Annotated in this window: 10 protein-coding genes; 3 read left to right on the top strand and 7 right to left on the bottom strand. The window is 44.9% G+C overall.

The features are described from left to right. Window positions 1-3: 3 nt before the first annotated feature. Together kdpA and QLG00_RS09560 are read right to left on the bottom strand one after the other, a co-directional pair. On the bottom strand, window positions 4-1,701 hold the full coding sequence (gene kdpA / locus QLG00_RS09565; protein WP_282470872.1) for a potassium-transporting ATPase subunit KdpA: 1,698 nt from the start codon (window positions 1,699-1,701) through the stop codon (window positions 4-6). Between the two features lie 210 nt (window positions 1,702-1,911). Beyond that, a complete protein-coding gene (locus QLG00_RS09560; protein WP_282470871.1) occupies window positions 1,912-2,307 on the bottom strand; it encodes an Lrp/AsnC family transcriptional regulator in 396 nt (131 codons plus the stop codon). 194 nt (window positions 2,308-2,501) lie between these two features. On the opposite strand from QLG00_RS09560, the gene QLG00_RS09555 reads away from it, so the two are divergent. Next, on the top strand, window positions 2,502-3,131 hold the full coding sequence (locus tag QLG00_RS09555; protein WP_282470870.1) for a LysE family translocator: 630 nt from the start codon (window positions 2,502-2,504) through the stop codon (window positions 3,129-3,131). A gap of 112 nt (window positions 3,132-3,243) precedes the next feature. Here QLG00_RS09555 and QLG00_RS09550 read toward each other — a convergent pair whose 3' ends face one another. From QLG00_RS09550 to QLG00_RS09530, 5 genes are all read right to left on the bottom strand, one after another. Next, window positions 3,244-3,729 carry a DUF934 domain-containing protein gene (locus tag QLG00_RS09550; RefSeq protein ID WP_004941198.1) on the bottom strand — a complete coding sequence of 162 codons (486 nt, stop codon included), beginning with the start codon at window positions 3,727-3,729 and terminating at the stop codon, window positions 3,244-3,246. Continuing rightward, on the bottom strand, window positions 3,722-5,365 hold the full coding sequence (locus QLG00_RS09545) for a nitrite/sulfite reductase (RefSeq protein ID WP_004943422.1): 1,644 nt from the start codon (window positions 5,363-5,365) through the stop codon (window positions 3,722-3,724). The genes QLG00_RS09550 and QLG00_RS09545 overlap by 8 nt, the downstream gene beginning before the upstream one ends. 503 nt (window positions 5,366-5,868) lie before the next feature. Further along, window positions 5,869-8,271 (bottom strand): glucose/quinate/shikimate family membrane-bound PQQ-dependent dehydrogenase, encoded by a 2,403-nt coding sequence (locus tag QLG00_RS09540; protein WP_104124827.1) that lies wholly within the window; start codon window positions 8,269-8,271, stop codon window positions 5,869-5,871. Between the two features lie 139 nt (window positions 8,272-8,410). Beyond that, complete coding sequence (locus tag QLG00_RS09535; RefSeq protein WP_055414748.1) at window positions 8,411-9,655, bottom strand: carbohydrate porin; 1,245 nt, start codon at window positions 9,653-9,655, stop codon at window positions 8,411-8,413. A gap of 138 nt (window positions 9,656-9,793) precedes the next feature. Beyond that, window positions 9,794-10,915 carry a CaiB/BaiF CoA-transferase family protein gene (locus QLG00_RS09530; RefSeq protein ID WP_048765846.1) on the bottom strand — a complete coding sequence of 374 codons (1,122 nt, stop codon included), beginning with the start codon at window positions 10,913-10,915 and terminating at the stop codon, window positions 9,794-9,796. Window positions 10,916-11,095: 180 nt separating this feature from the next. On the opposite strand from QLG00_RS09530, the gene QLG00_RS09525 reads away from it, so the two are divergent. Together QLG00_RS09525 and QLG00_RS09520 are read left to right on the top strand one after the other, a co-directional pair. Further along, window positions 11,096-12,136, top strand: a complete 1,041-nt coding sequence (locus tag QLG00_RS09525; protein WP_004941225.1) for an AraC family transcriptional regulator — start codon at window positions 11,096-11,098, stop codon at window positions 12,134-12,136. 170 nt (window positions 12,137-12,306) lie between these two features. Continuing rightward, window positions 12,307-13,512: an acetyl-CoA C-acetyltransferase gene (locus QLG00_RS09520; RefSeq protein ID WP_282470869.1), complete on the top strand. Its 1,206-nt coding sequence runs from the start codon at window positions 12,307-12,309 to the stop codon at window positions 13,510-13,512. Window positions 13,513-13,514: the final 2 nt, after the last annotated feature.

Below are 13,514 nucleotides of genomic sequence, written 5' to 3'. Positions count from 1 at the left end.
GCGTTAAATATGGACCGACAGATAGTCTGCGATTGGGCCTAAAACCAGTACTGGCATAAACTGCAATACCGTTAAGATCAGTACAATGCCAATCAGTGTGAGAGCAAAGGTGGGTGACTCGATATGCAATGAGCCTTTACCTTCTGTGGCTTTAGGCTTGGTGGCCAAGCTGACCGCGATTAATACAGGCACAATGAGCACGCTATAACGGCCCGCCAATAGCGCGACACTTGCACTTAAATTCCACCACACCGTGTTGTCGCCCAGACCTTCAAAACCAGAACCGTTATTGGCAAAAGCCGAAACATATTCATAAAACACTTGGCTGATGCCGTGAAAGGCCAGATTGGAATTGGCCGTCAATGACGGAAAAGCAATGGCGAGTGCGGTAAGCCCTAGAATGACGACGGGTTGCAGCAAGATCACAAAAGCGAGTAATTTAATTTCGGTGACTTCAATTTTTCTGCCGAAAATCTCGGGGGTACGTCCTGTCATTAATCCTGCAATGAACACTGCAAGAAGCAGGTAAATAAAGAACTGCAACACGCCACAGCCAATACCGCCCCAAATGGCATTGATTAACATGTTACAGAGCTGCACCAAACCATTTAGGGGTGAAGACGAATCGTGCATCATATTGACCGAGCCATTATTCACTTGCGTGGTCAAACTACTCCATAGCGCAGATGCTTCCACCCCAAAGCGGACTTCTTTACCTTCCATTTGTGCCACATTGGGTAAGAGTGAAAATTTTTCGGTCCACATCGACAACATGGTAGATGCCAACGACATCAGCAGCATGGTGCCAAAAATCATCCACATCAGTTTACGGCGCTGTACAAAGCGTCCGATCATAAACACCACAGACAATGGAATCAGTAAGATCGCCAGCATTTCAATCACGTTGGAGAACGGCGTTGGATTTTCAAGTGGCACACTGCTGTTTGGGCCATACCAGCCTCCGCCATTACTACCCAACTGTTTGATCGCGACCATCGGCGCGACTGGCCCTAATGGAATATGCTGTGTTTTGACTTCGACACTTTGATCCAGATTTTGCGCAACCGGCCCACCCGATAATGTCGCAGGCACACCTTGCCATGTCAGCAGCAATGAAAAAACAAAAGCTAAAGGCAAAAAGAAGCGCAGTAATGGACGTATCAAATCCAGCCAGTAATTGCCAAGATTGATCTCTTGCCAATGTTGTTTGTCTTTGCTTTGGGTTTTACCCGATTGTAAGAAAAGTGCACGCAGCATAGCCGTCAGCAAGGCCAAACCAATGATCGGCGATAAAAACTGCATGCCCACAATCACGGTCATTTGTGACAAATAAGAGAGCTGTGCCTGACCCGAATAATGCTGCTGGTTAGTATTGGTTAAAAAAGAAATGGTGGTATGTAAGGCCAAATCCCATTTCATATTGGGAACATGGTCTGGATTGAGTGGAAGCCATGCCTGCGTCATGAGGATCACTACACTCACTGCAAGCAACACCACGTTACTTATTACGAACGCACCCAGATATTGCCGCCAGTTCATTCCAGTTTGCCGAACGCCGAGTATTCGATAGAGGGGCTGTTCGATCCAACGAAACAGACGATCGCTTTTCATCGGTTTGGCTTGCATCACATCGGCAAGATAATGACCGAGCGGATAGGCCAAAATCAGCGCAAGCACAAACACGGTTATAAATTCCCACATTGCAAATGCCATCGTTTAAATACGTTGACATTAGTATGGAAATTTAACGCGTAAATTCTCTATATATCAAAAAACACAGGGCGTAAATTTTGCGTAAATTTTTTAATAACCGCTTTGATATTTCTCTTTTTAAAGCAGATTACACATCGTTTTTTGGTAGCTATCAATGCGAATTCATCGATCGACTCAAATGAAGACTATATAACCTGACTAAATAGGATATAAACGATCGGTAACCACATTTTTCATGACCATGGTCGAAATTAAACGCTGTACATTCGGCATAGCCGAAAGGCGCTCATCGTAGAGTTTTTGAAAACTCAGCAAATCCTTAGTTACCACATGCAGCATATAATCGGGATCACCAAACAAACGCTGCGCCTGCACGATTTGTGGAATCTCGATCACCGCTTCTTCAAATGCACTCACCGAGGCTTTGTCACTATCGCGTAGCGTGACAAACACAATGGTCGCAAATTGTAGTCCAATCAGTGCAGGTTCAAGCTGGGCACGATACCCCCGAATCACACCCGATTCTTCGAGTGCACGTACACGACGATGGCACGGCGACAGGCTCAAACCAATTTTTTCAGCCAGCTCGGTCAAAGATAATCATCCATTTTGCTGAAGTTCCGCAAGAATCTTCTTATCTATCTTATCCATATAGAAGAAACTCTCCTTTTTGTCATTTTTTGAGCAAGTCTTTAACAGCACATTCTAATCTGTTCTGGCTATGCTTTTCTACATACCGTTACGCTCATTTACGGCCGCTCGTACTTATTCAATTTAGGAAGATGACAATGAATATGAATACCTTGCTGACATTTTGGGGTGTTTCCGCGTTGTTTATTTTAACTCCCGGCGCCGATTGGGCTTATGCCATCACAGCGGGGATCCGTGGACGAGTGGTGATTCCTGCTGTGTTTGGACTGCTGCTCGGGCATGCGTTGAGTACACTCCTTGTCGCCACAGGCATTGGTGCGATTGTGAATGGTTCACCTCTATTGCTTCAGGTATTAACAGCAGCAGGCGCACTGTATTTACTCTGGCTCGGAATCGGCTTACTCAAAAATCCCGCTGAGCTTCGTCATTCTTCCGCGTTACTCACTACCACGAGTCAGACACGGCACTGGTTGGTTAAAGGTCTGTGCATTAGCGGGTTAAATCCGAAAGTATTTTTATTGTTTTTTGCTTTGCTGCCACAATTTATCGATTTATCTTCTGGTTTTACTGTTTCAACCCAAATTTTAGTGCTGGGGATGATTCATCTGGCAACATGTAGCATCATTTATTATGCGGTAGGTTTTGGTTCTCATGCACTGCTCAAAACCCGGCCACATGCGGCACAGCGTATCAGCCAAGTTTCGGGTGCATTGATGATCATCATTGCGAGCTTACTTTTAATCGATCAATCTCATCATTTGGTTTAAATTAGCTGATATAGAACGTGATACTCACATACACCATGATCTGATTTAAATGGCCACATTTGTCAGCAATTAAAAAAGCGGGCTTAAGCCCGCTTTTTTAATGTCAACTGGTTTAAGCCCCAGTTTGATAGTCGGCCTGAGGAACGGCTGTAGAAGCCTGATACGGTTGACGGAAGTCATTTAAGCCCGCAGCAGCTTCCTGAATGTCTTTGCCTTCTTTAATGACAAACGTATCAAAGCCAGAACGTTTTAAGTAGTTCAGTACATCTTTGAAAATATCACCGACTGCACGTAGTTCACCTTGATACCCCTGACGGCGCAACAATGCAGCAAATGAATAACCACGGCCATCATTGAAACCTGCAAACTCAATAAAAATCGCATCGAGCTGATCCAGCGGAAATTGATGCGTTTCTGGTGAGTCATTCACCGTGATGTATAGCGCTTTTTTGCCTTGGATCGCGGTAAGTTGATCCAGTTGTGCAGTGGTCACCACCACATCCCCTGCCGGAATCACACCGTCTTCGGCAATCGGTTGATAGGTGTTATCTGCAATGCTGCCGTCTTTAGCAAGCACCTGTAATGCTGGATTAAGCATATGCGCGCTCCTTAAAAGGTTGAATGCCAACACGGCGATAGGTATCGATAAAACGTTCTTGATCCTGACGCAAATCCAGATAGGTATTTAAAATTTCTTCTACCACATCAGGCACGGCATCGGCTGCAAATGATGGCCCCAAGATGTCGCCAATCGAAGCATCGTGATCTGCGTTACCGCCGAGCGTGATCTGGTAAAATTCTGCGCCTTTTTTATCCACGCCTAAAATACCAATATTACCGACATGGTGATGACCGCAGGCATTCATACAGCCTGAAATATTCAGATCAAGCTCACCCAAGTTATAGATGGTATCGAGATCTTCAAAACGACGCGTAATGGCTTCTGAAATTGGAATCGATTTCGCATTTGCCAATGAACAGAAATCACCCCCCGGACAGCAAATAATATCGGTCAGGAAGCCAATATGCGCACGGGCCATATTGTGCTGCTCAAGCGTTTGCCACAATGCAAACAAATCTTTTTGAGGCACATCGACCAGTGAAATATTTTGTTCGTGTGTGGTACGTAGCTCACCAAAGGTATATTGGTCTGCCAGATCCGCAATCAAATTCATTTCTTCTGTGGTCATATCGCCTGGCGCAACCCCTGCACGCTTCAAGCTAATGTTTACAATACGATAGCCTTTGACTTTATGGGCATTGGTATTGATGTTGTACCACTGCTTGAATTTTGGATGCTCAGCAAACACTGTACTGAAATCTTCGTCGTTCAACGCTTGATAAGTAAATGGTGTGAACACCTGATCCAGTTTATTTAACACTTCAGGCTGAATTTTTAAAGATTCGCGGATTTGTGCAAACTCGGCTTCTACTTTCTCAGCAAATACCGCAGGTGTTAAAGCTTTCACCAAAATTTTGATACGTGCTTTATATTTGTTATCACGACGGCCGTGTAAGTTGTATACGCGAAGGACAGCATCTAAATAGGCAATGAGGTCTTCACGTGGCAAAAACTCACGAATGACACTTCCAATAATTGGGGTACGGCCTAAACCACCACCCACTTTAATCTTGTAGCCCATCTCACCTGCATCGTTTTTAACAATGTAGACACCAATGTCATGAAACGACGTTGCAGCACGATCTTTCTCTTCAAGTGCAGACACCGCAATTTTGAATTTACGTGGTAAAAACGCAAATTCTGGATGGAAAGTACTCCACTGACGAATCAATTCACAGGTCGGGCGCGGATCGGCAATTTCACCTGCAACAACACCCGCATACTGATCTGTAGTGGTATTACGAATACAGTTACCACTGGTTTGAATGGCATGCATTTGTACTGTAGCAAGCTCTGCCAATATATCGGGTACATTTTCAAGTGCTGGCCAGTTCAACTGAATATTTTGACGCGTAGAAACGTGTGCATATCCACGGTCATATTCTTTTGAAATTTCTGCAATTTTGCGTAATTGTTTTGAATTCATCAAGCCATACGGCACCGCGATACGCAGCATCGGTGCATAACGCTGTACGTAAAGACCATTTTGCAAACGCAATGGACGGTATTCATCTTCGGTGAGCTTTCCAGCTAAGTAGCGTTCGGTTTGATCACGGAACTGAGCAACGCGTTCATTAATCAACTGTTGATCGAAATCAGTATATAAATACATGGCGTATGGCTAGTAGATTCATTATAAAGGCGTCTAGCATAACGAGCTTTGATTCATCAACAAAATGCTTTTTTTGGATATTTAATAACGGTTTTATTGATAAGAGTGCTGTGCGGTTTTACATCTCATTTTAAGTACACACTCTTGCGATGAATCTTTTTATTGTAAATCTTTTTGTTCGGGCTGTAAGCTAAATGACCTGTCTTATATCGATACGCTAGCTGGTATAATTTCTTTGAATTAAAAATCTAAATCTGAAATTTGAGTATTGGGAATATGACCTATTAAATAGTCCTCTTTTGTTTGAAAAAAGAAATCAAAACTTTGACTCATCCATGAATCTTATTGCCTTTTTTTAGTTTAATGAACTCTTATCATTATTTTACTCTAATGAGCTTTAACCCATAATCAGTTACTTTATTCACCCAACATTGAAAATAAAAAAGGTGTACTCGCCGAAGCGAATACACCTTTCTTTGCAAATCAGATTGAAATCTTAGCTTTTAGTTAGGCAATGCATAGGCCACAAGATAGTCACCCATCTTGGTTCCGAATGAACCATGACCACCAGCCATGATCACGATATATTGCTTACCGTTGATTTCATAGGTCATTGGCGTTGCTTGTCCACCGGCTGGTAAACGCGCTTCCCACAATTTTTCACCATTGCTAACATTAAATGCACGGATGTAGTTGTCTTGTGTTGCGGCAACAAACATCACGTTTCCAGCAGTTGAAATCGTTCCACCCAAACCAGGTACACCAATTTTCAAAGGTGGTAACTGGAATAAATTTGGTAAGCTGTCACGGATGGTTCCGATACGCTTTTTCCAAACCACTTCATGGGTATTCAAATCGACACCTGCCACATAACCCCAGCCTGGTTGCTTACACGGCAAACCGAATGGAGAAAGGAAAGCACTGATTTCAACACCATACGGCGTACCGTACATTGGCTGAATACCCTGCTCCGTGCCGGCACCTTTGGCTTTTTGCGGACGGTTTGGATCCATCGGGATCAAACGGCTCACAAATGGAAGTGCCAATGGATTCATGACTGCAACCTGACGATCTTGGTTGACCGACATACCGCCCCATTCAAATACACCAAGGTTACCCGGGAATACCAAAGTACCGTTTTCAGATGGTGGCGTATAAATGCCATCATAATTCAAGCGTTTAAATGATACACGACACATTAACTGGTCAAACATCGTGGCACCCCACATTTGTTTGTCGGTCAATTTGTCTTTTGGCGCAAGGTTCAACTCAGAGAAAGGTTGAGTTGCAGAATAACGTTCACCTTTAGTTTGTGGACCACGCTGAACCGTTTGTGGTACAGGTTTTTCAGTCACGGGTACAATTGGCTTACCATTACGACGGTCAAGTACAAACACGTTACCAGTTTTGGTCAACACATAAATCGCAGGAATCGTTTCGCCCGATTTTACTTTAACATCCATCAATGATGGCTGTGACGGTACGTCCATATCCCACAAATCGTGATGTGTGGTCTGGAAATTCCAGACAATTTGACCTGTTGTTGCATTAATGGCCAACATCGAGTTTGCATAACGCTCTTTTAACTCAGAACGGTCGCCACCCCAGATATCTGGTGTGCCGACACCTGTTGGTACATAAACGATATCGAGTTTTGGATCGTATGCCAACGGTGCCCATGCATTCGGTGAGTTATTGACAAACTCTTCAGGATGCTCAGGAATCGCGTTCGGATTTTTTGAACCTGTGTCAAACGCCCAAACCAACTTACCTGTATTTACGTCATAACCACGTAATACACCTGATGGTTCTTTGGTCGAGAAGTTGTCCGTCACAGAACCAGCCATCACAATGGTGGTACCCGATACAATGCCTGGTGAAGTTGGGTTATAACCACCCGGATAGGCATATGGCATTGATTTTTGTAAATCAATTTCACCATTTACACCAAAGTCTGTACATTTTTTACCAGTGTCTGCATTTACTGCAACCAAACGGCCGTCATTTACAGGCAAAATCACTTTACGTGGACACTCAGCCGATACGGTCGGTTGCTTCGCCTTTAAGCTGGTTGCAAACTCGGTGGTATTGTTGGCATCGTAGTACATCACGCCACGGCAGGTTAAGTGCTGGAAGGTTTTATCCGCTTTAAGTTTCGGATCAAAACGCCATTTTTCTTTACCTGTCGCTGGATCAAGTGCAATCAACCACTGGTGTGTGGTACACATATACATGTTGTTGCCAATTTTGATTGGCGTGACTTGGTTGGTGGTTTCGCCAGAATCGCCCTCTTTTTTGAGATCGCCTGTACGGAAAGTCCATGCCACTTTCAAGTCTTTCACGTTTTGATCATTGATCTGAGTCAAAGGTGAATAGCGCACACCGCCTTGGGTACGACCATACGCAGGCCAATCGGCAGGATCAACACCTTCAACTGCTTGTGCAGTTTTAGGTTGTTCAGTCTTGATCACACCATTGATTTCTTGCGGATCGTTAAAAATGGCATAAACCATCACGACGATTGCGATTGCAAGCGTCGACGATAGCGCAATTTTGCCCGATTTGGCATTGTCCATGCCACGGCTGATCGCTGGAATTAAAATCCATAGACCCAATACACCCAGAATGTCTAAACGTGGTGCCAAAGCCCAGAAATCTGTTCCAGCTTCCCACACACCCCATATAGTTGTGCCGAGCATTAATGCGGCATACAACCAATATGAAGCTGTTGAACGCTTGCGTAATAGCCATGCAAAAACCAGTAATGCAAGACCCGCGATCACGTAATAAATTGACCCACCGAGTACAGTGAGCCAGATACCTCCAACGAGCAGGAATAGGCCAATCACCGCAGCTATCACTACGGTCAAGGTTCGTAATCCTGAATTTGAAGATGGTTGAGACATAATACCACCTCGAATAAATTGTTTTTTTAATCTGTTATAGGAAGTATATGAGGGGCATATACTTCGTATAACGACTGAATTTCTGCTGAGTCACAACGATATTGCGTCTCAACAGAAATTTGGTTAATACAATTTCAAATTAAAATACTGTCTGGAATTTGATGCCGCCAACCCAAGCATTATTTCCATCTTTGATTGCACCGACATGACGTACATATTGTACGTTTGGTCGAATCGTTAACCAGTTTGCAGCATGAATACCGTAGTAAAGCTCTGCATTGTATTCATTGTCGAAACCGTCGATTTCTTTATGAATACGGGCAAAACCAAGTGCAATTTCATCTTTTGGACGCGAATCGAAAGCGCCAATGTAGCTGAGCGCGATGTTTTGCACATCACTGATTGCATTCGTTTTGTCATCAAAGAATGCGGCATTTGCCCAAATCGACAAGCCGCGTTCTGTATTGCCCTGATGAGCAGTCACTTGTTGTCTTGCCGTGATCCAGCCACCTTGTTTGTGACCGGTTTCAGCAAGTGCATTACCTTGATCGTCCAGTTTATTGGCATCGGCAGTACTATAATAATAGCCCGCGCGATACTCACCTTTCAATTGGTTTGCACCGAGTTTTGGTGTCCAGACAAGCTCTGCCGGAATTAAGGCGCCGTGTGAGCCATCTGTACTTAAGTTAAAGCCTTTACTGCGCTTTAAGTTTTCAGGATTATATTCGAATACGCCCACTTGTGCATAGACTTCAGGGGTCACTTGGTATTTTACACGTGCCGCCCATTGGCTAACAGGCCAATTGTACCACTGATCGCCGGCCCAGTTGCCCATTTGTGAACCACACAGTGCAAGGTTTTGAAAATCACAGGCAAAGCTGTTGAAATCTTCAGCTTCACCAAAACGACCGACCTTCACATCCAATGCTTGATCAAAAAATTTCTTTTTGATCCACAAATCTGTCAAACGCCAAGTTTGACCGCGTCCCCAAACTTCCTGAACCGAACTCACCTGTCCTGCTAGCGCAGGCGCTGTATTGGTCAGGTTTCGACCATCACGATAGGTCAGGGTAATTTGTGCTTCGGTATCTTGCCAACCCAAAAGCTTTTGTAAATCAAAGTGGGTGCCGAGTGCCAGTTGGCCTGAATATTCTGTACCGTGGCTTGAAGTATCTTTAGAATCCAGTACGGTCGCCACTTCCCCAGTGTACCCCATGCTGAAGTCATAGCCTTTTTGTTGTAATTCGGTACGTTTGCCGTTCCAGTCCCCTAGCATCCATGGGCTTGATGGATCAAACGCAGAAGCGGCTACAGCTTGTTGCGTCCAGATACTCAGTGATAACACTGAGAGACAAGAAACAGCGAATGTTGTCCCTAATTTCATTGTTACGTAACCTTTTATGTGGTTGTGTGAGATTGTGTTACGAATTATTTTAATCAATCGCCCATCAAAAAAGTAACTTTTGCTTCATTTTTTACAACTTTTATGAAAAAAAACTAACAAGTGGTCATTTTTGGTGCTTCAATCCCAGCGACCAGCCCCCAAAGTCTGCCCGGTAAACCGATACTGAGCCTCAGAACGTGAAAATTTAATTGGGCAGGCCAGTTGTCTCTCGACCTTTTCTGAATCCGATGCCAAAGGCACCTCAACTGACCAATTTCGCTCAACGGCCAATTCTGAATTTAAGGCTTCTTCTAAATATAAAACGGGCTCGGCACAAACATCCAGCGAAGCAAAAATCTCTCGCCATTGCTCCCAAGTTTTACTTTTTATTTTATCTTTTAATGCCGCTTTAACCGCGAGACGATCGTCATCGAGAAACGATGCAGCTTTTTGCGCCAGAATCGGTAAGTCCAAAGCCACCGCCAGCGCCTGTATAAATTGCGGCTCTAGCCCGCCAATCGAGAAGTATCGTCCATCAGCGGTTTCATAATAGTCATAAAAGCTGCCTCCATTGAGGACCTCACTTTCTGCACGCGGTGGCTCCTCTGCTGCCAATGTCGCTGCGGCACTCATGGCATTTAGCCCAGCAGCACAGTCGGTCATTGAAATATCGACATGCTGACCTAGCCCACTTTTTGACCGTTCAATCACGGCAGTTAAAATGCCAATCACGGCGTGCAATGAGCCGCCGGCCACATCGGCAATTTGTATGCCCATTGGGGGTGGTCCCGATGCCTTACGTCCCCCATATCCAGCAATACCAGATAACGCCACATAGTTAATGTCATGTCCGGCACGATCCCGATATGTTCCAGTTTGCCCATAGCCGGTAATTGAGCAGTAAATTAAAGCCGGATTGAGCGCACTTAAGGTAGCATAATCTAACCCCAAACGCGTCATGACGCCGGGCCGAAATTGTTCAACGACAATATCAACCTCCTGAATTTTGGCGTAAATTTTCTCGATACTTGCACGGTCTTTTAAATCTAACGTAATCGATTGTTTATTTCGATTTAGGTAACTGTGTGCTGTGGCCTGCCCATTGGCATACGGTGGCATAATTCGGACCAAATCTGGACGTGTCGGTGACTCAATATGTATGACATCTGCACCTAAATCTGCTAAATATAAGGTGGCAAATGGTCCGGGCAATAACGTTGAAAAATCCAGAACGCGCAGTCCAGCTAATGGGGTATTCATGATCTTGTTATCACTCTTTTTGACTATTTTACTTCATCATAAAAATGTAAAACAAAGGACACAATGTCATGTTCAGCCATTTACCTTGATCATTTCGGCAATTTAACATAAAGAAAATGATTTACCCGTGTTGTAAATCGCCAATCCAATATTTTTTAAAGTCATTTAGGCCAACTGCAAGTGAACATCAAAGAGACCGAAGGATTAAACGTAAACCGCGATACCATTAGTATCCACTTTGTGAATGCGGCGTTAACAGGCGTAAAACGCCTAGGCATGGATGTCGAAACCTTACTGTCCCACGTTGGAATCGAGGCAGAATTATTACGCCAGCCTAAAGCCCGTATTTCCCCAGAACAATACACACGCTTTATCAAAATGCTGTGGATGGTCACTCAAGATGAGCATGTCGGTTTTGATGTGCAGCCGCGTCGTCTGGGTACCTTTGCCATTATGTGCCAACTGATTATTCATGCCAAAACTCTCGGCCAAGCGCTTGAGCTATCGTCTCAGTTTTATAAACTTTTTGGCGATGAATGGTCGGTGACGCTTGAACGCGACAAACACGAAGCACGTCTAGTGCCTCTTATTCCCAAAACACTCGATCCCGATCATTTTATTACCGAGAGTATGCTGATGATCTGGCACGGTCTGGCATCATGGCTGATCGAACGTCGCCTGCCGTTAGAACGCGTCCACTTTAGCTATCCGCGTCCGGCACATGCAGACGAATACGATGCACTGTTTTTTGCACCGGTCATGCAGTTTGATGCTCCACGCACCGAAATTACGTTTGCTGCGGATTATCTGGATTTGCCTATTCGCCAAGACGAAAAAACCCTTGAAGAGTTTTTAAAGGCCGCCCCTGCACAGCTCCTGATCAAGTTTAAGAATACCAATTCGCTTACCTCTCGGATTCGTGAGGTGCTCAAGAGCCAAATTGGCGAAGAAATGCTGACACTCAATGATGTGGCCTCGATGCTATATCTGTCGCCACAAACCTTACGTCGTCGTCTGGCAGCCGAAGGCAAGAGCTATCAAGGGGTTAAAGATGCGTTACGTCGTGACGCCGCAATTCATTTGCTGCTCAATCCAGATTTGACGCTTGAAGATGTCGCACAACAAGTCGGCTTTAGTGAAACCAGTACCTTCCATCGTGCATTTAAAAAATGGACCGGAGTTACACCGGGTCTGTATCGTCAGTTGCACGGCTATCATTAAGAAGTCACTGAGCATTCTGTCTCTTCAAACGTCTGGATTAATCCAGACGTTTTTTTATGGCGTTGGCAAAAACCATCACTGACCAGATGACCTTCTCGTCATTGTCTTGCAGGTAAAATCCATTACACTGCAAAACATAACAATATTGACGATCAAAAGAAGGAACACTGATGAGCGAAGCCTACATCATCGATGCCATCCGCACGCCACGTGGAAAAGGAAAAAAAGACGGCTCTCTTTATGAAGTAAAACCTATCACCTTGCTCACAACCTTACTCAATGAACTTAAACAACGCCATCAGCTCGATACAGCCAAAGTGGATGATATTGTTTTGGGCTGTGTGACGCCAGTGGGTGATCAGGGTAGCGATATTGCCAAGACCGCTGCAATTGCCGCTGGTTGGAGCGATGATGTGGCTGGAGTGCAAATTAACCGCTTTTGCGCTTCAGGCTTGGAGGCTGTGAATCTGGCAGCACAAAAAGTCCGCTCGGGCTGGGAGGATGTTGTGGTGGCTGGCGGTGTAGAGTCGATGTCACGGATTCCAATGGGATCAGATGGCGGCCCGTGGGCGCTCGATCCAGAAACCAACTTAAAATCGTCTTTTGTGCCACAAGGCATTGGCGCAGACTTGATTGCAACTCTCGATGGATATACTCGTGCAGATGTCGATGCGTTTGCAGTCGGTTCACAACAAAAGGCCGCTGCGGCGCAAGCGCAAGGTTATTTCGATAAATCTGTCGTGCCTGTAAAAGATCATTCAGGCGTCATGATTTTAGAAAAAGATGAATTTATCAAAGGTCAAACCACGCTAGAAGGTTTAGCCAAACTCAATGCCAGCTTTGAAATGATGGGGCAAATGGGTTTCGATGCCGTAGCCCTACAAAAATATCCAGAAGCGCAAAAAATTCATCATGTCCATCATGCGGGAAATTCATCCGGCATTGTAGACGGTGCAGCCGTTGTACTTATTGCCTCTGAAAAAGCAGTCAAAGAACAAGGGTTAAAACCACGCGCTAAAGTACTGGCAACCGCGCTGGTCGGTACAGATCCAACCATTATGCTGACTGGGCCTGCGCCTGCAGCCCGCAAAGCCTTACAAAAAGCCGGCTTAACTATTGACGATATCGACCTATTTGAAGTTAATGAAGCCTTTGCGGCTGTGGTAATGCGTTTTATCAATGAACTACAGGTGCCAGAAGATAAAGTGAATGTGAATGGTGGTGCAATTGCCATGGGTCACCCACTGGGTGCAACGGGTGCCATGATTTTGGGCACACTGCTAGACGAACTGGAGCGTCAAGATAAAAAACGCGGGCTGGCCACCTTGTGTGTTGGCGGTGGGATGGGTATCGCGACGATCATTGAACGAGTGTAAGG

The organism is Acinetobacter sp. V89_7, from assembly GCF_029967895.1.
Lineage (GTDB): Bacteria > Pseudomonadota > Gammaproteobacteria > Pseudomonadales > Moraxellaceae > Acinetobacter > Acinetobacter soli.
The sequence above is the reverse complement of the archived record's forward strand: the minus strand, read 5'-3'. Positions and strand labels throughout refer to the sequence as shown.

Excerpts from the sequence above, each read along its gene's own strand:
- QLG00_RS09555 (WP_282470870.1), top strand. The coding sequence starts at position 2,502 with ATGAATATGAATACCTTGCTGACATTTTGGGGTGTTTCCGCGTTGTTT.
- QLG00_RS09545 (WP_004943422.1), bottom strand. The coding sequence starts at position 5,365 with ATGTATTTATATACTGATTTCGATCAACAGTTGATTAATGAACGCGTT.
- QLG00_RS09530 (WP_048765846.1), bottom strand. The coding sequence starts at position 10,915 with ATGAATACCCCATTAGCTGGACTGCGCGTTCTGGATTTTTCAACGTTA.
- kdpA (WP_282470872.1), bottom strand. The coding sequence starts at position 1,701 with ATGTGGGAATTTATAACCGTGTTTGTGCTTGCGCTGATTTTGGCCTAT.
- QLG00_RS09550 (WP_004941198.1), bottom strand. The coding sequence starts at position 3,729 with ATGCTTAATCCAGCATTACAGGTGCTTGCTAAAGACGGCAGCATTGCA.
- QLG00_RS09540 (WP_104124827.1), bottom strand. The coding sequence starts at position 8,271 with ATGTCTCAACCATCTTCAAATTCAGGATTACGAACCTTGACCGTAGTG.
- QLG00_RS09520 (WP_282470869.1), top strand. The coding sequence starts at position 12,307 with ATGAGCGAAGCCTACATCATCGATGCCATCCGCACGCCACGTGGAAAA.
- QLG00_RS09535 (WP_055414748.1), bottom strand. The coding sequence starts at position 9,655 with ATGAAATTAGGGACAACATTCGCTGTTTCTTGTCTCTCAGTGTTATCA.